The following is a 26,581-nucleotide window of genomic DNA, read 5'->3' as shown; positions in this document are numbered from 1 at the left end:
CTATGTCACACTTAAAAACTATTCTGCTGGCAGTATGTCTGCTGCTAACTGCCAGTGCAGCCGTAGCCCAGTCCAGGGTATACCTAGAGCCGCGGTTGGGCTTTGGCACTTTCCGGATGCAGTCTATGAAGGAACTGCAACGTGTGATGATCGCCAACACCGACCTTAACGCAAAGGCAACTGACACCTTTGGCTCCTATGTTCAGTTCGGCCTCAATGTAGTGTCAGACTTGGGAGAGAATACACGGATTGGGGGTTTCGTAGAGCACGGCTCTACCGGTGGCCGGGTGGCCTACTCGGACTATTCCGGTGAATTTTTACTCGACACGCCGCTTAATTACAATGCCTTTGGCGGCTTGTTTTATCACCACCAGGCTATCAAAGAAAGTAAGTTGCGCTATGTGGCGGGAGCAGAACTGCATATGCTGATAACGAACATGAAGCTGCAAAGCTACACGAAGATAAATAATAAGACTGAGAGCAGTGAAGATAAGTTTAACTCCTTTGGTCTGGGGCTAAAGCCCTTTGTGGGACTGCAGTATCCGTTCCTGGATTTCCAGACTACCCTTTCACTGGGCTATTTGCTGGATACGAACTATCCATTCCATGTGCCGGGGGAGCCCAAGCAGCAACTTAGAATCAACAGCAATAACAAAACGTTGCAGCCAGGCTGGGATGGCCTGCGCATCAACCTGGCAGTTTCGATTCCGATCGTCCGGTAGAAGCGCTCAACGGTGCTGCTCATACCTATTCGCCTGCAGGGTTTGCTGCAGCGCTTTGATCTCTGCAGTCGTTAAGGATGCACCCTTCCCGGTCTGCAGTGCCTCGTCGAGCTGCTCGTCTGTACGGATTCCCAGCACCGCCGCACTGACAGACGGGTGGTGCAAGGTATAGCGAACCGCCACTTCAGCTGCCTGACGTCCTGAGCCAGCCACGGATTGTATTGCTTCAGCTGCCTGCTGCACCTCCTCCAGTGTATAGCCGAGGTAAGGCTTGGCAGGTTTTCCGGCCAGCAGCCCCTGCGCCAGACTACCACGGGCCAGCACGCCTATACCTTGCGACTGCAGTAGGTCCAGTACTTCTTCCTCGGGTCTGCGGTCGAGCAAACTGTACTGCAGCATCACGCTGGCGATGTTGGAGCGCTTCACATACTCCCGTATCACATTGGGCCGGATAGAGGAAATGCCATAGTGCCGGATCTTGCCCTGTTGCTTGAGCAGTTCAAAGGCCTCGATGGTCTCGTCGATCGGATCGTCGATGGTGCCGCCGTGCAACTGGTACAGATCAACGTAGTCAGTTTGCAGTCGTCGGAGGCTTTCTTCCACCGCCTGCAGGATGTAGCTTTTTGATGGATTCCAGTCCCACCCGCTCCCATCCGGTCGCCACTGGTTACCGACTTTGCTCGCGATGATCACTTTGTCGCGCATACCTGCAAAAGCCTTCCCCACTGTTTCCTCATTTCCCCCTTTGTCATAGAGATCAGCTGTGTCGAAGAAGTTTATCCCTTGCTCCAATGCCCGATGCAGAAGTTTGGCATTCACCCTATGGTCTGTACCCAGCGACATACACCCGAAGGCGATCTCACTGATGCGCAGGTCAGATTTTCCGAGTTGTTTGTAGTTCATGGTAGTCGGGTTATGCATGGTGTATCTGCTATAGCGTGCTTTGGGGGAGAAGGTTGAGCTCTGGTTAAATAGTAACGTTGTGCATGATTCGGACAGGGCGCGACAAGAGAGAACTACACCTCCCCCAACCCCTCTTGAGAGTAGGCTCGTTTTATTCCACAAAAACTTGTTCCAAAATCACTGTCATTCTGTTAAGAAACTTGGTCGTATGGGTGATAAGCCGCTGCTACTGGCGGGTGTAGGGGCCCTCTCCACCAAGATCCCTACGGGATGACAAAAAAGCAGAATGAAAAGCACTACACCAAAAAGGGAATTGGGAATGATTGACATCCCCCTGCCCCCTTCGAAGGGGGACTTGAGTAACTGCCAGTTCGAAGGTATAAGTATCGTACATAAAGTGGTTCTATTGCTATACCGGGTCCAACCACCCCTGCCCCTCCTTATCCTTTAAGAGGGTCCCTACCCCCAGGCGGGGAGCTTCTGCTACTGCAAACTCACAGGTATAAGCCTTGTAGCATCTGTCTCGTAACACTGGCAGGTATAGCAAGACTAACTCGCACGCTGGCAATGAAACAGACCACAGTGCCAGGTGCGCCCAAATGACTACCCACTGTTCGAGCGTTCAGCGAGTTTGGGGAGTCTTGATTTTTTTGCTTACTTTTTTCATCAAGGAAAAAAGTAAGGCCCGCCCGGCCAGGGCAAAGAGTGCCCGCCGCACAGGCGAAGCTATGAAACAAGCCACGTTGCTATACCCAAAAACCGATTATACCTTACACTAGGCCGAAGCAGTCACAACGGACAACACGCATTCACTATAAAAACCCATTACTTGCGCTAAACACTATGAGCAACTCATTCTTAAACATAGGAAACAACTAATTTTCCAGAATAAAACGTAAGTTTATACCTCCAACACAAACACGAAACCTAACATGAGCCAAATCACGATCAACAGCCTCGAAGAACTGGAATCATACCAGGGCAAGGAACTGGGCGTATCCGATTACCACACCATCACGCAGGAACAGATCAAAAACTTTGCTGACGCGACCCTCGATCACCAGTGGATCCACCTCGACGAGAACCGCGCGACCATCGAAACGCCGTTCAGATCAACCATCGCGCACGGTTACCTCACGGTGTCGCTGCTGCCATACCTGTGGGGACAGATCGTAAAAATCGGGAATGTAAAGATGCAGGTAAACTACGAGATCGAAAGTCTGCGCTTTAACCAGGCAGTAGCCGTAAACAGCCGGGTACGCCTGCGCGCCAAAATGCTTTCAGTTAAAAACCTACGTGGCATCGCCAAAACACAGATCGAAGTTACCCTCGAAATCGAGAACAGCCGTAAACCGGCTTATAACGGGATCGTGACGTTCCTCTATCACTTTAACGACTAACCAGCCTTTTAGCAGGCCATCCAGATAAACAGCTTATGAGTCAGTTCGCAGTAGAAAAGCTCCGCGCAGCCTTCCCAGCCTTACAGGAAACAGGTGGTAAAAAACCGTTCGTCTATTTCGACGGCCCTGGCGGCACCCAGATGGCGCAGCAGTCCATCGATGGCATGATGGCCTATATCACGGGAGGTATGGCCAACCTGCACGGTGCCTTCCCGACCAGTGTAAGCACCGACAACCTGCTGCTGGAAGGTCGTAAAGCGGTAGCTGATTTGCTGCACTGCGCTCCCGAGGAAGTGGCTTTCGGGCAGAACATGACGACCCTGGCTTTCAGCGTCGCCCGTAGCCTGGGCAGTTTTATCTCTTCCGATGACGAAGTGGTCGTGACTGAAATGGATCACCGCGCTAACGTAGATCCCTGGGTAACACTGGCTAAGGACAAAAGTGCTACGGTTCGGTTTATAGAACTGAATCAGGATACCTATACCCTGAACCTGGATAAGCTGGAAGAGCTGATCACCGAGAAGACAAAACTGGTGGCAGTGGGCATGTCGTCGAACGTGACGGGTACTGTGACGAATGTAAGGCGGGTGATTGCGCGTGCCAAAGAAGTAAATGCGATCGTGGTGGTTGACGCCGTACATGCTGTGCCGCACCTGCCCATCGACTTTCAGGAATTGGGCTGCGACATCCTGTTTTGTTCCGCCTACAAGTTTTTCGGTCCGCACATCGGCATTGCTGTGATTGCTGCTTCGCTGTTTGAGAAACTGCAGGTATACAAGCTGGCCCCTGCCCCACAGCAGATACCGGACAAGCTTGAGACGGGCACGCAAAACCACGAAGCGATAGCCGGTCTGATCGGTGCCATTACTTTTATAGAGCAATTGGGCGAAGGAGACAGCCGACGAGCGCGAATTGCATCAGGTATGCAGCGCATTGAGGGGCACGAGCAGGAACTGACCGCTCGCCTTGACGGTTTTCTTCGCCAGATACCGGAGCTGAAGTTGTACCGTGCAGCAGCAGATATATACAAAACACCCACCTTTGCTTTCACGATCCCCGGTATAAAAGCCCGAGAAGTAACCAGCTGGTTTGCCGAGCATTACAACATGTGTATCGCCGATGGCCATTTTTATGCCTCTACTATGGCCGAAAAACTCGGTGTAAACCCCATGGGCGGTTGGGTGCGCATCGGGCTGGCACCTTATAATACCATGGAGGAAATGGCGCTATTTGAGCAAGGCTTGCAGAAGTTTATTCAAACGAAAGTGAGGAGATAACCTTACCTTTATTTCACTTCGAAAGAACTCTCATTAATCCCCAGCTTATTCTTGGAATGCAGCTCCACCGGAAAGCCCCACAGGTATCGCAAATGCGCCATTGTCTGACGGGCGCTCTTGGTCTCGAGCTTGCGATCCTTCTGCATGTAGTGCGTCAGGTATAGCTTGCTGGTCTGGTGGCGGTCTACGCGGGTAACCTGGATGTTGGGAATATAGCTGGAGCGGTCGTACTGTGACGCCAGCTGCTCCCGCACCCGACGGTAGCCGCGTTCGTTGTGGATGGCGCCTATCTGGAACTCCGACTCTCCTTCGTTGTCAATGATCGTAAAGAGCTTCATGTCGCGGATTACCTTCGGGGAGAGGTACTGCAGAATAAAGCTATCATCCCGGAAGTTCTCCATCACATACAGCACCTGCTCCAGCCAGTCCTTGCCGATCAGATCGGGGAACCAGGCCTTGTCCTCTTCGGTCGGCTCCTGACAGATGCGCTTGATGTCCATGAAAATGTTGAAGCCCAAGGTATAGGGATTGAGCCCGGAATAAAACTTGCTGTTGTACTCCGGCTGAAAGAGCACGCTACTGTGGCTCTTGATGAACTCCAGCATGAAACCGTCGTTGAGGTAGCCTTCTTCGAACATCTTGTTGATGATATGGTAGTGCACAAAGGTGGCAAAGCCCTCATTCATGACCTTGGTAGCTCCCTGCGGGTAGAAGTACTGCGACACTTTGCGGACAATGCGCACGATCTCACGCTTCCATTGTGGCATGGCGGGGGCATACTTCTCTATAAAGTACAGGATATTTTCTTCGGGTTCTTTCGGAAAGCGGCCTTCGTCTGAAGTGAGTAAATCAGGTTCATCAGTTCCCTGGGGCAAGGTGCGCCAGAGCTCGTTGTAGTTTTCGTGCCGGATCGCGGTGAGCTTTTTCAGGCGCTCGTTCTCTTCCAGCGCCGATAGTTTAGTAGGCTTCTTGTACTTGTCTACGCCATAGTTCATCAGTGCATGCGCTGCATCGAGTACCCGCTCCACTTCTTCCTCTCCATACTCTTCCTCACACTTCAGGATATACTCCCGCGCAAAGGCCATGTAGTCTACGATAGAGTCAGCTGATGTCCAATCGAGGAACATGTAGTTGTTCGCGAAAAACGCATTGTGGCCCTGGCAGGCATGGGCAATCACGAGCAGCATCATACAGGTGGAGTTGTTCTCCATGTTGTAGCTGATGCAGGGGTTGGAGTTAATCACCAGCTCGTACGAAAGCCCCATTCGGCCCTTAGTGTAATTGTTCTGGTTGAGCACGAAGTCCTTGCCGAACTTCCAGTGCGGGTAAGAGGTAGGCAGTCCCGTGAGCGCATAAGCATCGAGCATCTGCTCTGAGGTCACCACCTCAATCTGATTCGGGTAAGTCTTTAGCTTCAGGTACTCCTGCCCTATCCGGCTGATCACCTCATCGGCCGCCTGCAGCGTTTCATAATCCCAGTTCGGATCACAAAACATCGCCCGGTATTTCTCTTTTTCTGTCATGGATCAGGATTTTGGGATTTTCAGGATTGTAGATATTACCTCATTTTTGCTTAGTTTCTGTTTCTCAACCAGGGATAGTTAGCTATTACTCTTTCGTGACAGTGACTTTAAAATGTCATCTCGAATGCAATGAGAGATCTGAATTAATTTAGAGCATTGGCAGCATCCCAGATATCTCCTAAGGTCGAAATGACAAAATACGTCCGATTAAGGGTTTAGAATATTTAACCCTGTCAACCCGCAAATCCTATAAATCCTTAGGCAAGGGACCCTAAATAAAAATTCAGACAGCACTCCGCTTTCGGAACAGCCCCTGAAAAACAGGCCAGATCTCGAAGGGTTCGTATACCTGCCGGATCGAGAAAGAGTCATCATCGCTAATACGGCTGTAGGCTTGCCACAGGTCGCTCTCGCGCGGATTGTTGCTGATCTCGATGTAGGCCATGTATTGAATGGAAGGCAGAATATCCTCGAGCAAAAGTCGCTTACACTCGGTAGCATCCTGCTTCGACCACACATCCCCGTCCGAGGCCTGGCAGCAGTACACATTCCAACTGTCGTCGTAGCGCGTGCGCATGATCTGCTCCATCAGTTTAAGCGATGGAGCCACCACCGTTCCCCCACTCTCCCGCGAGTTGAAAAACTCGTCTTCGTTCACCTCCTTAGCCTCGGTATGGTGTCGGATAAAGACCAGCTCTACATTCTTGTACTGTCGTGTCAGGAAGATATAGAGCAAGGTGAAAAAACGCTTGGCAATGTCCTTTTCATGCTGCCCCATGGACGCTGACACGTCCATGATGCAGAACATCACAGCCGAAGTAATAGGTATAGGCACCCGCTCAAAATTGTTGTAGCGCAGGTCGATGTCCTCGAAAAAGGGTAAGGTATTGGCCTGTCGCCTTACCTTGTCGACCTCTTCGGCAAGGGCTGCCTTCTCTGCAGGGTCGGTCGCCAGCGACAGCTGCTCCTCCAGCAGCGCCAACTTCTTGTCCAGTACGCCCTTCAGGGCCAGTCGACGCCCAAGCGACTGTTGGTAGCTGGACTTGATGTTGAGGCGCGAAGGAACGCTGTCGCGGGTATAACCGGCTCGTCGCATCTCAAAATTCTCGGTGCTGTCCATCAGTTTCTTCACCATGTTGGGCAGCGCTAGGTCATCAAAAAAGTACTTCAGAAACTCCTCCCGCGATAGCACCACGGTAAACTCATCCTCGGTCACCTCCGGGCTGTTGGAGCCCTTGCCCCGTCCACTGCCCGAGCCTGCTCCTCCCCCCTTGGGTTTGGGCACACGGTCGCCTTCACTGTACTTGTCGTTGCCGGGCCGCACGGTCTGCTTTTTACCGGTTTTGGGATCATGGTGGAAGGTCGGCTCCTCGAGTCCGCGCACAGGCACCTTCACACTACCGCCGGTACTGCTGTCCTTGATGCTCTCCTGCGAGATGATGTCAGGTATAGCCTTCTTGATCTGGTTCTCCACCCGCTTCAGAAACTTCTGCCGGTTGCCAGTAGACTTCCCCTTGTCATTCTTCCGTCTGTCGATGATGTGGCTCATGCTTCCCTCCTATGCCATTGTCTTGCGCACGCGCATGAACCAGTCTACCAGGATGCGGATCTGCTTGTCGGTGTAACCGCGGTCGCGCATGCGGCGGGTGAAGTCACGGTGCTTCTTCTCGTCTTCCTCGTTCGTTTTCACATTGAAGGAAACCACTGGCAGCAGGTCTTCGGTGTTGGTGAAGATCTTCTTCTCGATCACGTTCTTGATCTTCTCATAAGAGTCCCAGCGTGGGCTCTTACCGCCGTGGTTTGCCTTGTGTCGCAAAAAGAAGTTCGTCACTTCAGAACGGAAGTCTTTCGGGTTGGCTATACCTGCCGGCTTTTCGATTTTCTCCAGTTCATCGTTCAGAATGCTGCGATCAAATATCTCGCCGGAGTCCGGATCGCGGTAGTCGTTATTCTGCATCCAGTGGTCAGCATACACCACATACTTCTCGAAAATATTCTGCCCATAAGAGCTATAAGATTCGATGTAAGCTTTCTGGATCTCATCAGATATAAACTCAGCATACTTGCTGGCCAGCACCGATTTGATCAGGTGTAAGTATTTGCTCTCTGTTTCGGGCGGCAGCATCATTTTGATCACCTCCTGTTCGAGCACATAAAGTAAGTGCACCGGGTTGGCAGCAATCTCTTCGCTGTCGAAGTTGAACACCTTGGACAGGATCTTAAACGCAAATCGGGTCGATATACCCTGCATACCTTCGTTGATACCAGCATCGTCGCGGTACTCCTGTATGGACTTGGCATTCGGGTCAGTTTCGCGCAGGGTCTCGCCGTTGTAAACCCGCATCTTGGAGTAGATGCTGGAGTTCTCCGGCTCCTTTAGGCGCGACATCACAGAAAACTCGGCCAATAGCTCGATCGTCTTCGGTGCGCAGGGCGCTTCCTTCAGAGAACTTTCACGGATCAGCTTTTCGTAGATCTTGATCTCTTCGCTCACGCGCAGGCAGTAAGGAACCTGCACTTTGTAAATACGGTCGAGAAAGGCTTCGTTCTTTTTGTCGTTGAGGAATTTGGCCCACTCTGACTCGTTGGAGTGCGCCAGAATGATGCCGTCGAAAGGTATAGCGCCAATCGGTTCGGTGCCTTTGTAGTTCTTTTCCTGGGTAGCCGTGAGCAGCGGGTTCAGCACCTTGATCGGCGCTTTGAACATCTCCACAAATTCCAGCAAACCTTGATTGGCCAGGCACAGGCCACCGGTATAGGAATAAGCATCCGGGTCGCTCTGCTGGTACTCAGCCAGTTTGCGGATGTCCACTTTACCTACCAGTGTTGAAATATCCTGGTTGTTTTCGTCGCCAGGCTCGGTTTTGGAGATAGCGATCTGCTCTTGGATAGACGGGAAAAGCCGCACGACTTTAAAGCGATTGATGTCACCGTCGAACTCACGCAGTCGCTTGGAAGCCCAGGGACTCATGCAGCCTGGAATGTAGCGGGCAGGTATACCGTACTCTTCTTCCAACTCATCAGCATAATCGGCAAACAGTCCCAGCGGACTCTCAAATACCGGGCTGATCTGCTCACCGGCTTTGAGCACATAGATGGGATGCTGTTGCATCAGGTGCTTCAGTTTTTCAGCCAGGGAGCTTTTACCGCCTCCAACCGGGCCCATCAGGTATAGGATCTGCTTCTTTTCCTCCAAGCCCTGCGCTGAGTGGCGGAAGTACGACACGATCTGCTCGATGGTGCTTTCCATCCCGTAGAAATCGCGGAAGGCGGGGTAGATCTTGATTTTTTTGTTGGAGAAGATGCGGCTCAGTTTAGGGTCCTGACGCGTGTCGAGCATCTCGGGCTCCCCGATGGCATCGAGAATACGCTCAGCGGGCTTGGCGTACATTTTGGGGTCTTTCCGGCACTCCTCAAGATAGGCAGCTACTGTCATCTCGTTCATGGAGGCACTGTAATTGGTCTTGATCTTTTCTAAAATATTCATAGGGCGTATTTTTAGAGAATCATTTATACCTGAGAGCAATAAGCAGTGGCACCGAAAAGAAGAGCCCGTTTACTGCCTGTCAGCTGAATGTGTCATCATTTGAGTATGTTATGGTCTGCATCCCTTAAAAGAATGCCACTTTGCTTGTTTGTATATCCGGTACCCGCGCATCGGCCAGGCCTTTGATATTATGAGGCTATGTGCTTATGCACAGGTATGCGGGCAGGAAATGCGTACACGTACGCATGAAGCAGGGCGCTGCTTTCCGTTGCCCGGAACAGGGGAAGAGTGGCTTGGCGACAAAATGGGCTGTCCCCTGTGCCCTATGTTATGTTATACGAAGAATTTTACCTCCTTGCGGTTAGGTGCGGCCCCTCTTTATTTGCAGAACAGCACACTTTCATTTTAAATTCAAAATCGGTAATATTTTATAACTTCACATCTATACGTATTTTGTACAAATTTGGCTATCCCTATACCTGTTGTTGCAGGTCGGGCATGGCAGAACAATACGACACCTATGCACGAAGAACACCTGAACCCACGCCAGATGCCGCTTTTCCAGAAGGGACGCGAGATCTATGACCTGACACAAAAAATCAGTGACCTTATACCTGAAGATGACCGCCGCCTGGCCAGCAGCAAGGCTTTTATGCTGGAGGATGCCGCTATGCTGAGCGTAAAAGTGGCAGGCGCTGAGGGTGGTGACCTGTATGATATCCGGATGGAATGCGCTACCCTGATCCGTAAAGCGGCCCGCGACCTGCAGAACCACTGCAACACGTTGACCATGTTTGGCTTTGAGCACATTCACTACCTGCATCTGATCAAAGAAGCGTTGGAGGAGTACCGCCTGCTGTTTATAGAATGGGTCAAAACCTTTGACGCCTGGAACTATGCCGTGGACCGTTGGGGCCTGTTCAACCCGCCCGGCGTACAGCCTGATGACCCGGATCCGGATAGGGGACTAGACAGCTTTTAGGAAGTGCATGCAGCCATATGGTACAGGAATGAGTATAAACCAAAAAAGAGGGCGATCATGAAGCAGGAAATGGAAAGCTGGGATGAAGCGAGGTATATAGAGCTGAACACCTATTTCAGAATTAAAATACAGGGTATGGTTGACTCTGACCCTTACATCCGGGAACTTCAGAAAGCGGAGGGTGGCCTGCAGCTGGCAGACCTGATCGACCGGATGTCAGAAAATGATCAGGAACTGTGGGCAGAGTTTATAAGACTGGACCGCATCAAGCTGCACCTCGATATGCAAAACCACCTGGAAGGCCGGGGCACTCCCTATACACCGCGCTACGGTTTTGGCGGATCATCTGAGGAGGAAGACAATTCCAGTCCCTGGTAATGAAAATGGCGGAAGATATGTAAGATAACGTACAAATGAGCCAAACTTTTTACCGGATTGTCGTTTATACAATGGTTAGTATGGTCTGCGGGTTAAAACATTGTTAATTTACCATATATCCCGTTATTCCATTTCATTTTAATTACATTTTTACATAATTTCGCTTCGATAAGAGACTATTCACGGACACATAAAAAATACAGGCATGTCAGAACACGCTGAAATAATTTTAGAGGGGAAGTCCTACAAGTTCCCGGTTGTAACTGGTACTGAGAATGAGAAAGCAATTGATATAGCTGCTTTGCGCTCGGAGTCAGGCTACATCACCCTGGACTCAGGTTATAAAAATACAGGTGCTACCAAGAGTGCGATCACTTTCCTGGACGGAGAGCAGGGCATTCTGCACTACAGAGGTTATCCGATTGAGCAACTGGCTGAGAAGTCAAACTTCATTGAAGTGGCTTACCTGCTGATCTACGGTGCCCTGCCAACAAAGCAGGAACTCGATGATTTCAGCGGCAAGATCAAGATGCACACCCTCGTAAACGAGGACATGCGCAAAATACTGGACGGCTTCCCGTCTGCAGCGCACCCAATGGGCATCCTGTCTGCTATGATCAGCTCCCTGACAGCTTTTTATCCGGAGTCACTTAACCCGAACCAGACAAAAGAGGAGATGGATCTTTCTATCATCCGTTTGATGGCTAAGATCTCTACAATAGCTGCCTGGTCTTATAAAAACTCTGTAGGTCATCCGGTGAACTACCCTAAGAACAAGCTGGACTACTGCTCTAACTTCCTGCACATGATGTTCGCCTTCCCTACGGAAGATTACGAAATCAACCCTGTGGTAGTGGATGCGATCAACAAACTGCTTATCCTGCACGCTGACCACGAGCAGAACTGCTCTACGTCTACTGTGCGTCTGGTAGGTTCAGCTAATGCCAGCCTGTACTCTTCTGTATCTGCCGGTATCAGCGCCCTGTGGGGTCCGCTGCATGGTGGTGCCAACCAGGCTGTAATCGAGATGCTCGAAGCTATTAAGGCTGACGGAGGCGACTCGAAGAAATACATCGCGAAAGCTAAAGACAAAGACGATCCTTTCCGTCTGATGGGCTTCGGTCACCGTGTGTACAAAAACTTCGACCCACGTGCCCGTATCATCAAGAAAGCGGCTGACGAAGTATTGACTGCCCTTGGCATCAACGACCCAATCCTGACCATTGCGATGGAACTGGAAGAAGCTGCCCTGAACGATCCGTATTTCGTAGAGCGTAAGCTGTACCCTAACGTAGACTTCTACTCAGGCATTATCTACCGTGCATTAGGTATCCCAACCGATATGTTTACCGTGATGTTCGCCTTGGGCCGTCTGCCAGGCTGGATCGCACAGTGGAAAGAGATGCGCGAGCAGAAAGAGCCGATCGGCCGTCCGCGTCAGATCTACACTGGTGAAACAGAGCGTAACTATGTAGATATTGAGAATAGATAATTTCTTAGTGATACAATAAGGGAACGGCCCGTTACTTTGATGTAACGGGCCGTTTTGTTTTATGGCTTATGGCTTGTGCTATTATAGTGGTTATGGCGCGAGCGTCCTCGCTCGTGTCTACTATGGTGGGGCCTCTGGCCCAGGTGTAGGTATAGCTGCTGCTGGTGCGGGTATAGCAACGTGATTTGTTTCATAGCTTCGCCTGTGCGGCGGGCTCTGTTTGCCCTGGCCGGGCGGGCCTTACTTTTTTCCTTGATGAAAAAAGTAAGCAAAAAAATCAAGACTCCCCAAACTCGCTGAACGCTCGAACAGTGGGTAGTCGTTTTGGCGCACATGGCAAAGATACTTGCTGTGTAGGTTCCGTGCGAGTTAGTCTTGCTATACCTGCCAATGGTTTGCTGTAGTTACTACAAAGCTTATACTTGCCAAATGTTAAAGGCCGTAATTCCCCACTTGAGAGCAAGGCCGTTTCACTCTTCTTTTTTGTCATCCCGTAGGGGTCTTGGTGAAGAGGGCCCTTACCCCCGGCAGTAGCAGCAGCTTATCACCCATACGACCAAGTTTCTTAACAGAATGACAGTGATCTTGGAGCAAGTTTTTGTAGATTAAAACGACTCTACTTCTAAGGGGCAGGGAGATGACAATCGTTACTTATTATGCTCAGGAGTCGGTGGCTCTCTTTACAGAGAGTCGCAGGGGTGATTGGATCCGATAACTGTAGCAGAAACTACATTTCTTATACCTGTGAAAAGGTAGTAGCAGAGATTCCCCTCGGAGGCAAGGGCTTTCTATAGAAAGAAACAAGAGTCTGATTAATTTAGTGCCCCCGAAAGTTAGGTCCTATGATGCTATACCTGAAAAGTGGATTAAACGGTTACTAGCACCAGCTCCTCTCCTACAACACCCGCATCTCAATGCGGCGGTTTTGGCTGCGGTTTTCGTCTGATGTGTTGGGCTTGACCGGGCGACTCTCGCCGTGACCGACGGAGGTGATGCGGTCTTTCGGTACTTTGTTGCTTCGCAGGTAATCGGCCACCGAACGGGCACGACGCTCAGACAGGACTTTGTTGTCGGCATCTGAGCCAATGTCGTCGGTATGGCCCGAGATCTCAATTTTAACGGAAGGGTTTTGCTGCATGAAGGTGATCAGCTTATCCAGCTCGGTCTTCGATTTGCGCTCCAACTTGTATTGCCCCGTATCGAAGAACAGGTTATTGAGCACAATCGCTGCTCCGGACTTGATCGGCTTCAGGTATACGTCAAGCGCCACCGGGCTCAGTGCTTTTTCAGAGGTATAGTCAAAACTCAGGCTGTTCATCAGGAAGCCGGGAGCTGAAACGTAAAGGCCATACTGCCCTCCTTCCGAAAGCACGATCGTATAATCACCCGACACCTTGTCGGAGTTAACCTGTTGTACCAGCGAGTCAGCACTCACATCATAAAGCTGTACCACGGCAGCAATCGGTTTTTTGGTATCGGCATGAAATACGCGACCTTGCGCATAGGTGCTATTCACCTTGCTGCGCCAGTTCTCCGGCACATCCAGCTCGTAAAGTTGTATAGTAGAAGCACCGGCCTCTGTCATCTCCTGGCGGGAGTAATAGCCTTTTTTATTGTCGGCGGTGATGAAGAGCGAGCCTTCGTCAGCGTGCGTGTTCAGTGGGTACCCCATATTTTCGGGTTCACTCCACTTGCTCCTGTTGTCCTGCGTCGTCATAAACACGTCGAGGCCGCCCATGCCCAGGTGTCCGTCGCTCACAAAGTATAGTGTGCTCCCACTCACGTGTATGAACGGTGCCATGTCACGACCCCTGGAATTCACAGGCTCTCCCATGTTTTCAGGTTTCTGCCACGAACCATCCTCGTTCAGGCGTGTTACCCAAATGTCTTCTTTGCCAATGCCACCTGGACGTGTAGAGGTAAAGTATAGGGTACGTCCGTCGGCTGACAGGCTAGGTTGGGAATCCCATGCTTTGGAATTCACCACCGACCCCATGTTTTTAGGCTTGCTCCACTCATCCCCGCTTCTGAAAGAGATGTAAAGATCACAATCGCCCTGGCTGTCGGAGCGGTTGCAGGAGGTGAACACAAGCGTTTTTCCGTCACCGGAAATAGTGGCGGCACCTTCGTTTGCAGTGGTATTGATGGCAGGAGAGATAGAGCTCGGCGGACTCCACTTGTTGTCGCGGTACTGGCTCACAAATATGTTTTCGTCCTGGTCAGGGCGATGGCCTAGTCTTGCTGTAAAAATCAGGTGACGCTGGTCAGCGGTGGTGGAGGGAAAATACTGCAGCTCGAAGCGATTGACATCTTCAGGCAGCCTGACCGGGTTAAAGCTTACTGGCTTCTTCATGGCCTCCGCAGCAAAGTCAGCGGACTGAATCTGCTGCCGGGCAAAGTCTGCCATACGCCCATTTCGCGGCTTACCACGCAGGAAAAGCTCGAAATATTTGCGGGCGTTTTCGTAGTCACCCCTTTCGAAATAGAGGTCAGCCAGGTCAAAGTAGCTGTTCATCAACCCGGCGTTAAATGGCTTGAGCGCCAGGCCCTTCTGCAGGTTTTCGAACACCTCCGGCTTATTGCCCATGGCCCGGTGTAGATGCGCAATTTTCAGGTAAGCATCTGCGTATTTTGGGTCACGCTCAATGGCCTCGTCGAGGTAGGAAAGCGCCTTGTTAAAATCACGCGCCTGTGCGGCTTCTTCTGCTTTGTAGTAAAGTGTTACTGCTTTCCTGGAATTGGAGGCCGGTCTGCCCTGTGCCAGACAGGAGGTCGCTATACTAAATGTAATCAGAGTCAGAAGAAGCAGCGGCTTAAGCATAGCTTTTTACGGAATATCCATGTACTTGTGCGTCTGCAAAGACACACGCCATTGGGGGTTGTTTTTAACGTATTCGACAATAAGTGGCATCAATTGCCCGGCTTTGCTCCACTCCGGTTGCAGGTATAGCTTACAGTCAGCTCCTACCCTTGCCGCGTGCTCTTCGGCCCATGCAAAATCCGATTTGTTAAATATAATGACTTTTAGCTCATCTGCAAAAGGATATACAGAAGCATCGGGCGCCTTGAACTTCTTAGGAGACAAACACACCCAGTCCCAGTAACCGCTCAAAGGATAAGCCCCGGAGGTTTCGATCATGGTGCGTATCCCTGCTTCCTGCAATCCGGCTGTTAGCGGGTTGAGGTTATAAAGCAGCGGTTCGCCGCCTGTTACTACGACGGTTTTACCCGGAAAGGTTTTAGCGGTCGTCACAATTTCCCCTACAGGAGTGAGTGGATGCTGTTCGGCGTCCCAGCTCTCTTTTACATCACACCAGTGACAGCCCACATCACAGCCACCTAGTCTGATAAAGTAAGCTGCCGTGCCGGTGTTGCCACCTTCGCCCTGTATCGTATAAAATGCCTCCATCAGCGGAAGTTCACTGCCGTCTTTGGGCACTGAATGAATGGAGGCTGTTTTGTATGCTTTTGTCGTTTCCAAATCTGTATTCCAATGGCCATACCTAAAATATCAGGTACAAGCCTTCATTAAATAATGGTGCGGCTTTACCTGTTATAATTATAAGCCCGCACCGAACTTGCAAAGTTAGTCAAAAAAGCAACAAGGTAGAGCGCAACTTATGTTCCGTTATACCTGAGCGGATTATAAGTTCGGGTAATCAAATGATTTCAGGTATGCGTGCTGGCCCACGGCAGTACGAATCTTACACAGCGGTAATCCTGTCTGGATCTTTATATAGAGCCCCTTCCCCAGGGATTTTTAGGATTGGTAATGTTGGACGAAAGCGTGCAGACCTCACAGTGTCTCTCAGACCTGTGAGTGTCTCGTGAACTACGAAGCATCATAAATTACCATTGCTGTTAGGTGTTATCCAGCACAGAAATTAGCTCTAGTACGATCAATTTAAAATTCGCAGGTATAGGTATAGCAAGGCAGCTGGCACAGACACTCACAGGTCTGAAAGATACTGTGAGGTCTTCAAAGGTGCTCGTTTAAAAAATAAAAAAGCCCCCTCCTGTATTCAGGAAGGGGCTTTATAAAATTCAGGGAGTGCAATTAGACTTAGGCGTATACCTCTTTCCTTGCAGCTCTCAAAGTATTTTTCAGCAACATGGCGATGGTCAGCGGCCCTACACCACCTGGCACGGGTGTGATATAGCTACACTTAGGAGCCACATTATCGAAATCAACATCTCCACGCAGCCTGTAGCCTGATTTACGGGAAGTGTCGGGTACGCGGGTAGTGCCCACGTCGATCACCACAGCACCTTCTTTCACCATGTCGGCGGTTACCAGACCTGGCAGCCCCACAGCCGCGATGATGATATCCGCCTGGCGGGTATAGTAAGGCAGGTCAACTGTGTTGCGGTGGCAAAGTGTTACGGTAGCGTTGCCCGGGTAAGCGGCTTTGGCCATCAGGATGCTCATAGGCGAACCTACAATGTTGCTGCGGCCGATCACAACACAATGCTTGCCGTTCGTTTCGATGCCGTAGCGTTCGATAAGTTGCAGGATGCCGTAAGGAGTGGCTGGCAGGAAAGACGTCAGGCCAGCAACCATACGGCCTACGTTAGCCGGGTGGAAACCATCCACATCTTTCTTAGGATCAACCGCCTCCAGCACTTTCTGCGTGTTAATATGCTTGGGTAGTGGCAGCTGTACAATAAAACCGTCCACTTCCTCGCTCTCATTCAGCTCATGTATCTTGTTGAGCAATTCTTCTTCGGTCACATCATCTTCGTAACGCACCAGCGTAGAACCAAAACCTACTTTTTCGCAGGCCAGCACTTTGTTGTTCACATACGTGACAGAGCCGCCGTCATTGCCTACCAGTATCGCCGCCAGATGCGGCACCTTGCCTCCATTGGCTTTAATTTCGGCAACTTCAGCTGCAATCTCTTGCTGAATGGCTTCGGATGTTTTTTTACCGTCGAGCAGAATCATGTTTTTAAATAAAAGTTATGAGTTAAGAGTTCTGAGTTCTGTGTTGATGTATAGGGCCAGGGGCTTTGACACGATGTCCTCGCCAGGCAACTATAAGCGACAAGCCCCGACGCGCAGGGGCACGTCGGGGCTCGGTATTGTTAGTCAAGTTTAAGCACGGCTAAGAAGGCTTCTTGCGGGATTTCCACGTTACCTACCTGGCGCATGCGTTTCTTACCTTTCTTCTGTTTCTCGAGGAGCTTGCGCTTACGCGAAATGTCACCGCCGTAGCACTTGGCCAATACGTTCTTGCGCAGGGCCTTCACGGTTTCACGGGCGATGATTTTCTGCCCGATAGCTGCCTGAATCGCAATCTCGAACATCTGACGCGGCAACAGCTCGCGGAGCTTTTCGCAGAGGCGCTTGCCCCAGTCGTAGGCTTTCTCGCGGTGAACGATGGCTGACAAGGCATCCACAGGCTCTCCGTTCAGCATTACGTCCAGCTTCACCATGTTCGACTGACGGAAACCAATCAGTTCGTAGTCCAGCGAGGCGTAACCACGGGAAATAGTCTTAAGCTTATCAAAAAAGTCGAATACAATCTCTGCCAGCGGCATTTCAAAGGAAAGCTCCACACGGTCGCTGGTGAGGTAAGTCTGGTTCTTCAGGATACCACGCTTCTCCATACACAGCGTGATGATGGGCCCCACGTATTCTGCCTTAGAGATAATCTGCGCCTTGATAAAAGGCTCCTCAATGTGGTCGATGTAGTTCGGTTCTGGCATCTCAGAAGGTGCACTTACTTTAAGCAGATCACCTTTGGTAGTATGCACATGAAACTGCACCGACGGCACCGTGGTAATCACGGTCATGTCGAACTCACGCTCCAGACGCTCCTGCACGATCTCCATGTGCAGCATACCGAGGAAGCCGCAACGGAAACCGAATCCAAGAGCTGCTGAAGTCTCCGGCTCCCATACCAGCGAAGCATCATTCAACTGCAGCTTCTCCATGGAGGCACGAAGCTCTTCGTATTCGCTAGTTTCTACCGGGTAGATACCGGCAAATACCATGGGTTTCACATCCTCAAAACCCTGTATACCTACAGCAGGACGATCCACGTGAGTGATCGTATCACCTACTTTTACTTCTTTTGCGTTCTTTATACCTGATATCAGGTAGCCCACGTTACCGGCAGCCATTTCCTTGCGGGGCTCCTGGTTGAGCTTCAGTACCCCAATCTCGTCGGCCTCGTAAGTCTTGCCGGTGTTAATGAACTTAACCTTCTCCCCTTTTTTCAGGGTACCGTTGTAGATACGGAAGTAAACCTCGATTCCTCTATAGGAGTTGAATACGGAGTCAAAGATCAAGGCTTGAAGTGGCGCAGCAGGGTCGCCCTTTGGTGCAGGAACCCGGTCACAGATAGCGTTCAGTATTTCTTCTATACCTATACCTGCTTTACCGGAGGCATGGATGATGTCTTCTCTGTCGCAACCGATCAGATCGATGATCTGGTCACTTACCTCTTCTGGCATGGCGTGCGGCAGGTCAATCTTGTTCAGTACCGGAATGATTTCCAGGTCAGAACCGATGGCTAAGTAGAGGTTCGAAATAGTCTGGGCCTCTATACCTTGCGAAGAATCCACGATCAGCAGCGCACCCTCACAGGCAGCAATAGAACGGGACACTTCATAAGAGAAGTCGACGTGGCCTGGCGTATCGATCAGGTTCAACACGTAGTCCTCTCCCTTATAATGGTAATTCATCTGGATGGCGTGACTCTTAATGGTAATGCCGCGCTCACGCTCCAGATCCATGTTATCGAGCAGCTGGTTTTGCATTTCACGCTCTGCAACCGTAGAAGTAAACTCCAGCAGGCGGTCAGCCAGTGTGCTTTTACCATGGTCGATGTGGGCGATGATGCAGAAATTGCGAATGTTCTTCATAAATAGTTCTTACGAAAAACAAAGTTAAGAAGAATGTAGGTTTGTTGCTGTATTCCGGCCTAAATCATTTTATGATTGGCCTCTTTGCCGGCCCCTCCCTATTATTCTGCCATCACACATGGAATTTAGCATATAAGTTTTATAACTTTAGAATCTTTTTGCAAACCGAAATCAGATACTGTATGCCAGAACAGACTTCCAGCGCCGATAAGATTGCTGCTATGGAGCGTGAGATTCAACTTCTGAAGGAGAAATGTGAGTTCCTGGAGAAGGTCATCCACGAAGTGCCTGCCAATATCTACATCTCCAACCTGGACCTGGGGGTAGTCTGGTGCAATCGGGCCAATGAGGAAAGCCTTGGCTATACCTTGGCTGAGATACTGGAAATGGGTGGCATGAAGTACATAGAGACCATTGTGCACCCTGATGACCAGCAAATCCCTGAAGACAGCATCACCCATTACCAGCAGTTCAACGGGGCTGAATTCGGAGGCTTGTTCCGGGCAAAACACAAAGAGGAAGATCAGTACAAATGGTTTGTAGGCTGGGCCAAGGCTTTCAGCAAAAACCAGCAGGGAGAAGTTAAGGAGGTGGTCTGTGTGGATGTAGACCTGAGCCCTGCCATGAATACGGAAGCTCAGTTGGTACAGGCCCTCAAGGAGAAGCTGAAGCAAAAAAGAAGCCGGGTAGTGAGAAGTTTGAGAAAGCGCGAAATCGAGATTCTCGAACTGATCTGCAAAGGGTGCAGCACCAAGGAGATCGCCGAGCAGCTATTTATCAGCCCGAACACCGTGAGTACCCACCGCAAGAGCATCCAAAAGAAACTCGGCACTACCAATGTGGCTGACCTGGTGTCACTTGGAAAAGAGGCGGGACTAGGCTAAACTACAGTGTTTCCCCATACTTTCACGAGTCCTTTGCCTGCAAAACCCTTTTGCTAGAGGCACGCATAACATGCCGCTTTTGCCTTCGTATACCTGCTCCTTAGTCCTTTCTTACTTTTAAGGCTGTCCATACCGTATACCACAGTACGGCTTTGGCGATGGCTGTGCTGTTTCCTGGCTTTTCTGAATCAGGCCCTGCCTGTCAATCCTGCGTAAAAATGACTATATTCGCATCAAATTTGAAAAAAATCCTTGTTAGTAAATTATGCAACTTACTAAAGTAGAACCATATAAGCCGGTGAACCACATCCGGATCGTGACGGCTGCCTCCTTGTTTGACGGGCACGACGCTTCGATCAACATCATGCGCCGCATCATCCAGGCTTCTGGCGCCGAGGTGATCCACCTGGGCCACAACCGCTCTGTACAAGAGATTGTGGACTGTGCTGTACAGGAAGACGCACAAGCCATCGCCATTACCTCCTACCAGGGCGGTCACCTGGAGTATTTCAAATACATGTACGACCTGCTCAACGAGCGTGGCTGCGGCCATATCCGCATCTTCGGCGGTGGTGGCGGTGTAATCCTCCCAACTGAAATTGAAGAGCTGCACGAGTACGGCGTTGCTCGCATCTACTCTCCTGACGACGGACGCGCCATGGGTCTGCAGGGCATGATCAATGACATGCTGGAGAAATGCGACTTCCCGACTGGCAAAGACCTGAACGGCGAAGCCAAGCACCTGCGTGACAAAGACCCGAAAGCCATTGCCCGCCTGATCTCGGCGGCTGAGAACTACCCGGAAGAGGCCCGCAGCATTCTAAATGAAGTAAGAGAGCAAGCCAAAGAAGTAAAAACACCGGTACTGGGTATAACCGGTACGGGTGGTGCCGGTAAATCATCGTTGGTAGACGAACTTGTGCGCCGCTTCCTGCTCGACTTCCCTGAGAAGAAGATCGCTATCATTTCGGTAGACCCATCGAAGCGCAAAACGGGTGGGGCCCTGCTCGGTGACCGTATCCGTATGAACTCGATCTCGAACGAGCGGGTATACATGCGCTCCCTGGCAACCCGCCAGAGCAACCTTGCCCTGAGCAAGTATGTGCAGGACGCGGTGGATATCGTGAAGGCGGCCGATTTCGATATGATCATCCTGGAGACCTCCGGTATAGGCCAATCCGATACTGAGATCATCGAGCATTCTGATATGAGTTTGTATGTGATGACGCCTGAGTACGGTGCCGCCACGCAGCTCGAGAAGATCGACATGCTCGATTTTGCTGATGTGATTGCCCTGAACAAATTTGACAAGCGCGGTGCCCTCGACGCCCTGCGTGATGTAAAAAAACAATACAAGCGCAACCACCAGCTGTGGGACGTGAACGACGACGAGATTCCGGTGTTCGGCACTATCGCTTCGCAGTTCAATGACCCGGGCATGAACCAGTTGTACCGTGCCGTAATGGCCAAGCTGTCGGAGAAAACTGGTGTGGAATTCGACTCCGACCTGCAGACTTCGAAGGAAATGTCGGAGAAGGTGTTCATCATCCCTCCTGCCCGTACCCGCTACCTTTCCGAGATCTCCGAAACCATCCGCAACTACGACAAGTGGACCAAGGACCAGGCGGAGGTTGCCCAGAAACTCTATGGCATCAAGAAGTCGATTGAGGCGGTGCAAGGGATTGAGGTGGAAGACAAAGACCGTCTGATCAAGCAACTTGAGCAGGCTTATGCCGAGGTGGAATTGAGTCTGGACGGACAGAACAAGAAGATACTCGAGAACTGGAAAGAGAAAGTACAGGCCTACAAGAACGAGTTCTATGTGTTCAAGGTGCGCGATAAAGAACTGAAAATCAAGACGCATACTGAGTCGCTTTCTCACTTGCAGATTCCAAAGGTGTCTACACCGCGCTACGAGGCCTGGGGTGATTTGCTGAAGTGGAACCTGCAGGAGAACGTGCCAGGTGAATTCCCATACACCGCGGGTGTGTTCCCGTTCAAGCGCGAAGGCGAAGACCCAACCCGTATGTTTGCCGGCGAAGGCGGACCAGAACGTACGAATCGTCGCTTCCATTACGTGAGCTTAGGTATGCCAGCCAAGCGCCTTTCAACGGCCTTCGACTCGGTAACCCTTTACGGAGAAGACCCGGATTTCCGTCCGGACATCTATGGTAAGATCGGTAACTCCGGTGTGAGCATTTGCTGCCTGGATGATGCCAAAAAGCTGTACTCCGGCTTTAACCTGGCCGATCCAATGACATCGGTTTCCATGACCATAAATGGTCCTGCTGCCATTCTTACCGGCTTCTTTATGAATGCCGCTATTGATCAGCAATGCGAACTATACATCAAAGAGAACGGGCTGGAAGAAGAAATCAACCAGAAGATTGACGCCATTTACAAAGACAAAGGCGTAGAGCGTCCGCGCTACCAGGGCGAACTGCCAAAAGGCAACGATGGTCTGGGCTTAATGCTACTTGGAGTAACAGGCGACCAGGTGCTGCCAGCAGAAGTATACGAGCCGATCAAAACCCGTACGCTTGCAGCAGTTCGCGGTACGGTACAAGCCGATATCCTGAAAGAAGACCAGGCGCAAAACACCTGCATCTTCTCCACAGAATTCTCGCTGCGTTTGATGGGTGACGTGCAGGCCTACTTCATCGACAAGAACGTACGCAACTTCTACTCGGTGTCTATCTCCGGCTACCACATTGCCGAAGCGGGCGCCAACCCGATCTCGCAGTTGGCCTTTACGCTGGCCAACGGCTTTACTTTTGTGGAGTACTATGTGAGCCGCGGCATGGACATTAATAAGTTTGCGCCAAACCTAAGCTTCTTCTTCTCCAATGGCATCGATCCGGAGTACGCTGTGATTGGCCGCGTAGCAAGAAGAATCTGGGCTAAGGCGATGAAGCACAAGTATGGCGCTGATGCTCGCTCGCAGATGCTGAAGTACCACATCCAAACGTCCGGCCGTTCGCTGCACGCGCAGGAGATCGACTTCAACGACATCCGTACGACGCTTCAGGCGCTGTACGCGATCTACGACAACTGCAACTCACTGCACACGAACGCTTACGACGAGGCGATCACGACACCAACGGAAGCATCTGTGCGTCGTGCCATGGCGATCCAGTTGATCATCAACCGTGAACTGGGGCTTGCCAAAAACGAGAACCCGCTACAGGGCTCCTTCATCATCGAAGAATTAACCGATCTGGTGGAAGAGGCTGTACTGACGGAGTTCGACCGCATCACAGAACGTGGCGGTGTGCTGGGTGCCATGGAAACCATGTACCAACGCGGCAAGATACAGGAAGAAAGTCTGTACTACGAAACGCTGAAGCATACAGGAGAGTACCCAATCATCGGGGTGAACACTTTCCTGTCATCTACAGGCTCTCCTACGGTGCTTCCTACTGAAGTAATTCGTGCGACGGAAGACGAAAAGCAGTACCAGATCTCCATGCTGCAGGGGCTGCACCAACGTAATGCTGATAAGTCAGAAGAGATGCTGAAACGCATCCAGCAGGTGGCGATCAACAACGGTAACATCTTCGAAGAGATGATGGAAACCGTGAAATACTGCTCACTGGGTCAGATCACCAATGCCCTGTTTGAGGTAGGCGGACAGTACCGCAGAAATATGTAAGTTTTCGTAAAATATGCCGGAAGCAACCGGCGTTATTAAAAGCAAAGGCCGGGCAAATGTCCGGCCTTCTTTTTTGTATCTGCTAGCACTCAGCGCCTTGACAACATATTGCAGCTTTGAGAGGTATAAAGCAACATAAATAAATCGCACCATGAAAACCAAAAATAAAGACACTGAGGATTTCCCGTTCGTGCTGGTTGGCTCGGCACTTTTGTTCCTGGGCCTGGCAGCTTACGTATACCTGAGCACCAGAATCGAGGAAGAAGATATAGACTTTGACCTTTGGGAAGAAAACATCAGCGACTATGCCTGATCGAGTACAGGTATAGGCACCTATTTTAAAGAAAGCAAAAAGCCAGTTCGCTATACCTTAGCAGGTTGCGAACTGGCTTTTTTAACTTAATCTTATATTAAAGCGAGAAGTTACCGGAAGCTTCCGGTTGAAAGGTCACCTTTTCAATTTTATAATTGATTGTGCCTGATGGCACAGGCCACTCTATCTCGTCCCCTTCTTTGCAGCCAATAATGGCTGTACCCACCGGAGCGAGAATGGAAATTTTACGGGTGTTCACATCGGCATCCTTCGGGTACACCAGCGTGATCTCCATTTCTTTGCCGCTCTTCAAGTCCCTTAATAAAACACTTGAATTCATCGTCACGACTTCTGCTGGAATCTCCTCCGAAGCAACCCGCTTGGCCCGCTTCAGTTCTTCACCGAGTTTAGCAATGTTTGGCTGCATGCCTGCACCCTGTCTTTGCTGCTGCACCAGATCAACTAGGCGCTTGTAGTCCTGCTCGGTCAGATAGATTAAGTTTTCCATATCAATTAAGCACGTAATTTTTGCTGATAGAACTGGGGGAAGGCTTTTTCGGAAAATAAATGTCCTTGAAACTCTTCGTCTGCCCCTGTTCCACACGCCTGAATATTTTATCCGGCGTGATATCCTGCAGGGATGCAAAGCCGCAGGCCTCCATCACTTCGATGGTTGACTTGATGGTATTGCCATGGAAGTTGGCCACACGCACCCGCTTATCTGCTACGTCCAGTCCCTTATACAGGTTCTTATCCTGTGTGGCTATACCTACTGGGCAGCGACCGGAGTCACACTGCAGAGCCTGTATACAGCCCAGCGCGAACATCATACCCCTTGCACTGTAGCATATGTCAGCACCCAGTGAAATGGCCTTGATGATGTCTACCCCGGTGATGATCTTACCCGCCGCTATCAGCTTGATCTCGTCACGCAGCCCGTAGAGTTCCAGCATGTGCTGCACGTAAGCCAAGGCGTCATAAAGCGGCATACCCAGGCTATCGGTAAACTCAAGTGGTGCGGCACCTGTACCACCCTCAGCCCCGTCTATCGTAATGAAGTCCGGGTAGATGCGGTTGTGCTTCATTTCCTGGCAGAGGCGCTCAAACTCCTGCTTGTTACCAATGCACAACTTGATACCGATCGGCTTGCCGTCTGAAAGCACGCGCAATTTGTCTATGTACAGCAGCATGGTAAACTGGTCACTGAATGCAGAGTGTGCCGGTGGTGAAGCTACTGTGGTATAGGGCTCCACCTTGCGTATAGCCGCGATCTCCGGCGTATTCTTGGCAGCTGGCAGTATACCACCGTGCCCTGGCTTGGCTCCCTGCGACAGCTTGATCTCCACCATCTTGATGTGCGGATGCGCTACCTGCTCTTTGAATAGCTTTTCAGAGAAGTTACCGTCTTTGTCGCGGCAGCCAAAGTAGCCCGTACCGATCTGCCAGATCAGGTCGCCGCCACCTTCTATGTGGAAGGGACTCACACCACCCTCACCGGTATTGTGCGCAAAGCCGCCCAGTTTGGCACCCGCACTCAGAGCAGTCACAGCTGTTTTACTCAGAGAGCCATAGCTCATGGCTGAGATATTGTAAATGCTGGCGCTATAGGGCTGTTTACAGCGGCTGCCTCCTACTGTCACGCGCAGGTCCTTGGCCTGTACGTGCACCGGGAACATGGTATGGGCAATCCACTCGAAGCCCGGCTCCTGGCTGTTGGCCTGCATACCGAACGGCACCGTCTCGCGCACGTTCTTCGCGCGCTGGTACACGATGGAGCGCTGGCGTCGGCTGAATGGCTTGCCGTCCAGGTCGGACTCAAAGAAATACTGCCGGAGTTCCGGTCGGATGCTCTCGAAGAAATAGCGCAGATAGCCTACCAGCGGGTAGTTGCGCAGAATGGAGTGCCTGCCCTGCCGAACGTTGCGCAGGTATAGCAGGTGCAAAGGCACAATGACTAAGAGAAGCCACAGGTATGGCCGCTCAAAAATCGATAAAAACAGGGTAAACAGATAAGCTGCTATAAAGGCGTATCCCAGGGATTGCCTCACACTGACCTTACTTGCCATGTCGTAAAATCTTAGAAAATGAATAAGTGAAAGAAAATTGCTTAACCAGAAATCTGTAATTGCCAGTTATGTTGCGGGGCGCCAGAGCGTAAGCTCCGGCTTACTTGTTAAAGGCCTTGGGAGAGGAAAAAAAGTTAAGGCAATAGCCATTCAGTTCATCACACATTACCACATGATGAGAAGCTGCTACCAGACCTGAACCAGGTATGGTGAGCCAGAAAGAAGGATATTTGCCGGTTGGCCTCATGTCTTTTCGGTTGACAGTGCAAAGTTAATTGAAAGAAAAGAAGAAAACCTAAAAATCATACGCTAATAAGTGGCAGGCTGTTTTTTTTAAGCGCCATTAAGAAGGGGTATATGCTTACTTCATGCTTTTGTACTAAAATACAGTGAATGAGGGTGAAAGATGCACAACCTAAATCACTATATAGCGTTAAAAAATTCAAGTTTAACTCTTCAGGCTATATATCATGATGCGCTTTACGACAATCTCCTCTCTCCTGCTCATCGGCACCACATTTGGCTACCTTATGAAAGGCTGGATGTCACCCGGGCAACTCCAAATGGACCTTCACGAAGAAGACATTCACTTATATCTCTAAGCTTTCGACTGTTGTTTAGGTAACGAGAAA

At 50.7% G+C, this 26,581-nt stretch carries 20 protein-coding genes; 10 read left to right on the top strand and 10 right to left on the bottom strand.

Annotation, left to right across the window (positions count from 1 at the left end; all coding sequences use genetic code 11):
* Positions 1-2: 2 nt before the first annotated feature.
* Complete coding sequence (locus tag Q1A54_RS05385) at positions 3-722, top strand: hypothetical protein (RefSeq protein ID WP_299985670.1); 720 nt, start codon at positions 3-5, stop codon at positions 720-722.
* A 6-nt stretch (positions 723-728) separates the two neighbouring features.
* Here the strand turns inward: Q1A54_RS05385 and Q1A54_RS05380 are convergent, their stop codons facing one another.
* Entirely contained in the window at positions 729-1,625 is an 897-nt protein-coding gene (locus Q1A54_RS05380) for an aldo/keto reductase (RefSeq protein ID WP_299985668.1), read from the bottom strand.
* Between the two features lie 932 nt (positions 1,626-2,557).
* Between Q1A54_RS05380 and Q1A54_RS05375 the strand changes: the two genes are divergently transcribed.
* Positions 2,558-3,025: a MaoC family dehydratase gene (locus Q1A54_RS05375; protein WP_196114631.1), complete on the top strand. Its 468-nt coding sequence runs from the start codon at positions 2,558-2,560 to the stop codon at positions 3,023-3,025.
* 35 nt (positions 3,026-3,060) lie between these two features.
* Positions 3,061-4,302, top strand: coding sequence for a cysteine desulfurase-like protein (locus Q1A54_RS05370; RefSeq protein WP_299985665.1), 1,242 nt, complete (start codon positions 3,061-3,063; stop codon positions 4,300-4,302).
* Between the two features lie 8 nt (positions 4,303-4,310).
* Here Q1A54_RS05370 and Q1A54_RS05365 read toward each other — a convergent pair whose 3' ends face one another.
* The 3 genes from Q1A54_RS05365 to Q1A54_RS05355 all read right to left on the bottom strand — a co-directional run bounded on the left by Q1A54_RS05365 (position 4,311) and on the right by Q1A54_RS05355 (position 9,312).
* Positions 4,311-5,825 carry a SpoVR family protein gene (locus Q1A54_RS05365; RefSeq protein WP_299985663.1) on the bottom strand — a complete coding sequence of 505 codons (1,515 nt, stop codon included), beginning with the start codon at positions 5,823-5,825 and terminating at the stop codon, positions 4,311-4,313.
* 283 nt (positions 5,826-6,108) lie between these two features.
* Positions 6,109-7,374 (bottom strand): YeaH/YhbH family protein, encoded by a 1,266-nt coding sequence (locus Q1A54_RS05360; RefSeq protein ID WP_299985661.1) that lies wholly within the window; start codon positions 7,372-7,374, stop codon positions 6,109-6,111.
* A 9-nt stretch (positions 7,375-7,383) separates the two neighbouring features.
* The gene (locus tag Q1A54_RS05355; protein WP_299985659.1) at positions 7,384-9,312 is read right to left on the bottom strand and encodes a PrkA family serine protein kinase; all 1,929 of its coding nucleotides are present in this window, start codon (positions 9,310-9,312) and stop codon (positions 7,384-7,386) included.
* A 520-nt stretch (positions 9,313-9,832) separates the two neighbouring features.
* Here Q1A54_RS05355 and Q1A54_RS05350 point away from each other — a divergent pair.
* From Q1A54_RS05350 to Q1A54_RS05340, 3 genes are all read left to right on the top strand, one after another.
* A complete protein-coding gene (locus Q1A54_RS05350; protein ID WP_299985657.1) occupies positions 9,833-10,294 on the top strand; it encodes a hypothetical protein in 462 nt (153 codons plus the stop codon).
* 57 nt (positions 10,295-10,351) lie between these two features.
* Positions 10,352-10,672, top strand: a complete 321-nt coding sequence (locus Q1A54_RS05345) for a hypothetical protein (RefSeq protein ID WP_299985655.1) — start codon at positions 10,352-10,354, stop codon at positions 10,670-10,672.
* A 205-nt stretch (positions 10,673-10,877) separates the two neighbouring features.
* Positions 10,878-12,164: a citrate synthase gene (locus tag Q1A54_RS05340; protein WP_007658151.1), complete on the top strand. Its 1,287-nt coding sequence runs from the start codon at positions 10,878-10,880 to the stop codon at positions 12,162-12,164.
* Positions 12,165-13,059: 895 nt separating this feature from the next.
* On the opposite strand, the gene Q1A54_RS05335 is transcribed toward Q1A54_RS05340, so the two are convergent.
* The 4 genes from Q1A54_RS05335 to lepA all read right to left on the bottom strand — a co-directional run bounded on the left by Q1A54_RS05335 (position 13,060) and on the right by lepA (position 19,034).
* A complete protein-coding gene (locus tag Q1A54_RS05335) occupies positions 13,060-14,985 on the bottom strand; it encodes an OmpA family protein (RefSeq protein WP_299985652.1) in 1,926 nt (641 codons plus the stop codon).
* A 6-nt stretch (positions 14,986-14,991) separates the two neighbouring features.
* The gene (locus Q1A54_RS05330; protein ID WP_196120510.1) at positions 14,992-15,645 is read right to left on the bottom strand and encodes a 7-carboxy-7-deazaguanine synthase QueE; all 654 of its coding nucleotides are present in this window, start codon (positions 15,643-15,645) and stop codon (positions 14,992-14,994) included.
* Positions 15,646-16,227: 582 nt separating this feature from the next.
* Positions 16,228-17,109, bottom strand: a complete 882-nt coding sequence (locus tag Q1A54_RS05325) for a tetrahydrofolate dehydrogenase/cyclohydrolase catalytic domain-containing protein (protein ID WP_299985649.1) — start codon at positions 17,107-17,109, stop codon at positions 16,228-16,230.
* Positions 17,110-17,249: 140 nt separating this feature from the next.
* Positions 17,250-19,034, bottom strand: a complete 1,785-nt coding sequence (gene lepA, locus Q1A54_RS05320; protein WP_299985647.1) for a translation elongation factor 4 — start codon at positions 19,032-19,034, stop codon at positions 17,250-17,252.
* Positions 19,035-19,216: 182 nt separating this feature from the next.
* On the opposite strand from lepA, the gene Q1A54_RS05315 reads away from it, so the two are divergent.
* The 3 genes from Q1A54_RS05315 to Q1A54_RS05305 all read left to right on the top strand — a co-directional run bounded on the left by Q1A54_RS05315 (position 19,217) and on the right by Q1A54_RS05305 (position 23,883).
* Positions 19,217-19,918, top strand: coding sequence for a LuxR C-terminal-related transcriptional regulator (locus Q1A54_RS05315; protein ID WP_299985646.1), 702 nt, complete (start codon positions 19,217-19,219; stop codon positions 19,916-19,918).
* Between the two features lie 265 nt (positions 19,919-20,183).
* A complete protein-coding gene (locus Q1A54_RS05310; protein WP_299985645.1) occupies positions 20,184-23,570 on the top strand; it encodes a methylmalonyl-CoA mutase family protein in 3,387 nt (1,128 codons plus the stop codon).
* A 151-nt stretch (positions 23,571-23,721) separates the two neighbouring features.
* The gene (locus Q1A54_RS05305; protein WP_299985643.1) at positions 23,722-23,883 is read left to right on the top strand and encodes a hypothetical protein; all 162 of its coding nucleotides are present in this window, start codon (positions 23,722-23,724) and stop codon (positions 23,881-23,883) included.
* Positions 23,884-23,980: 97 nt separating this feature from the next.
* Here the strand turns inward: Q1A54_RS05305 and rnk are convergent, their stop codons facing one another.
* On the bottom strand, positions 23,981-24,391 hold the full coding sequence (gene rnk / locus Q1A54_RS05300; protein WP_299985641.1) for a nucleoside diphosphate kinase regulator: 411 nt from the start codon (positions 24,389-24,391) through the stop codon (positions 23,981-23,983).
* Between the two features lies 1 nt (position 24,392).
* Positions 24,393-25,949, bottom strand: coding sequence for an FMN-binding glutamate synthase family protein (locus Q1A54_RS05295; protein WP_299985639.1), 1,557 nt, complete (start codon positions 25,947-25,949; stop codon positions 24,393-24,395).
* A 470-nt stretch (positions 25,950-26,419) separates the two neighbouring features.
* On the opposite strand from Q1A54_RS05295, the gene Q1A54_RS05290 reads away from it, so the two are divergent.
* Positions 26,420-26,551: a hypothetical protein gene (locus Q1A54_RS05290; protein WP_299985637.1), complete on the top strand. Its 132-nt coding sequence runs from the start codon at positions 26,420-26,422 to the stop codon at positions 26,549-26,551.
* Positions 26,552-26,581 lie beyond the last annotated feature (30 nt).

The organism is uncultured Pontibacter sp., assembly GCF_947502515.1.
GTDB lineage: Bacteria > Bacteroidota > Bacteroidia > Cytophagales > Hymenobacteraceae > Pontibacter.
This window is presented reverse-complemented; position numbering and strand designations above follow the sequence as displayed.

Coding starts and splice junctions, on each gene's coding strand:
- Q1A54_RS05290 (WP_299985637.1), top strand. CDS start 26,420: ATGATGCGCTTTACGACAATCTCCTCTCTCCTGCTCATCGGCACCACA.
- Q1A54_RS05370 (WP_299985665.1), top strand. CDS start 3,061: ATGAGTCAGTTCGCAGTAGAAAAGCTCCGCGCAGCCTTCCCAGCCTTA.
- Q1A54_RS05340 (WP_007658151.1), top strand. CDS start 10,878: ATGTCAGAACACGCTGAAATAATTTTAGAGGGGAAGTCCTACAAGTTC.
- Q1A54_RS05310 (WP_299985645.1), top strand. CDS start 20,184: ATGCAACTTACTAAAGTAGAACCATATAAGCCGGTGAACCACATCCGG.
- Q1A54_RS05350 (WP_299985657.1), top strand. CDS start 9,833: ATGCACGAAGAACACCTGAACCCACGCCAGATGCCGCTTTTCCAGAAG.
- Q1A54_RS05325 (WP_299985649.1), bottom strand. CDS start 17,109: ATGATTCTGCTCGACGGTAAAAAAACATCCGAAGCCATTCAGCAAGAG.
- lepA (WP_299985647.1), bottom strand. CDS start 19,034: ATGAAGAACATTCGCAATTTCTGCATCATCGCCCACATCGACCATGGT.
- Q1A54_RS05355 (WP_299985659.1), bottom strand. CDS start 9,312: ATGAATATTTTAGAAAAGATCAAGACCAATTACAGTGCCTCCATGAAC.
- Q1A54_RS05295 (WP_299985639.1), bottom strand. CDS start 25,949: ATGGCAAGTAAGGTCAGTGTGAGGCAATCCCTGGGATACGCCTTTATA.
- Q1A54_RS05335 (WP_299985652.1), bottom strand. CDS start 14,985: ATGCTTAAGCCGCTGCTTCTTCTGACTCTGATTACATTTAGTATAGCG.
- Q1A54_RS05380 (WP_299985668.1), bottom strand. CDS start 1,625: ATGAACTACAAACAACTCGGAAAATCTGACCTGCGCATCAGTGAGATC.
- Q1A54_RS05375 (WP_196114631.1), top strand. CDS start 2,558: ATGAGCCAAATCACGATCAACAGCCTCGAAGAACTGGAATCATACCAG.
- Q1A54_RS05365 (WP_299985663.1), bottom strand. CDS start 5,825: ATGACAGAAAAAGAGAAATACCGGGCGATGTTTTGTGATCCGAACTGG.
- Q1A54_RS05315 (WP_299985646.1), top strand. CDS start 19,217: ATGCCAGAACAGACTTCCAGCGCCGATAAGATTGCTGCTATGGAGCGT.
- Q1A54_RS05385 (WP_299985670.1), top strand. CDS start 3: ATGTCACACTTAAAAACTATTCTGCTGGCAGTATGTCTGCTGCTAACT.
- rnk (WP_299985641.1), bottom strand. CDS start 24,391: ATGGAAAACTTAATCTATCTGACCGAGCAGGACTACAAGCGCCTAGTT.
- Q1A54_RS05345 (WP_299985655.1), top strand. CDS start 10,352: ATGAAGCAGGAAATGGAAAGCTGGGATGAAGCGAGGTATATAGAGCTG.
- Q1A54_RS05360 (WP_299985661.1), bottom strand. CDS start 7,374: ATGAGCCACATCATCGACAGACGGAAGAATGACAAGGGGAAGTCTACT.
- Q1A54_RS05305 (WP_299985643.1), top strand. CDS start 23,722: ATGAAAACCAAAAATAAAGACACTGAGGATTTCCCGTTCGTGCTGGTT.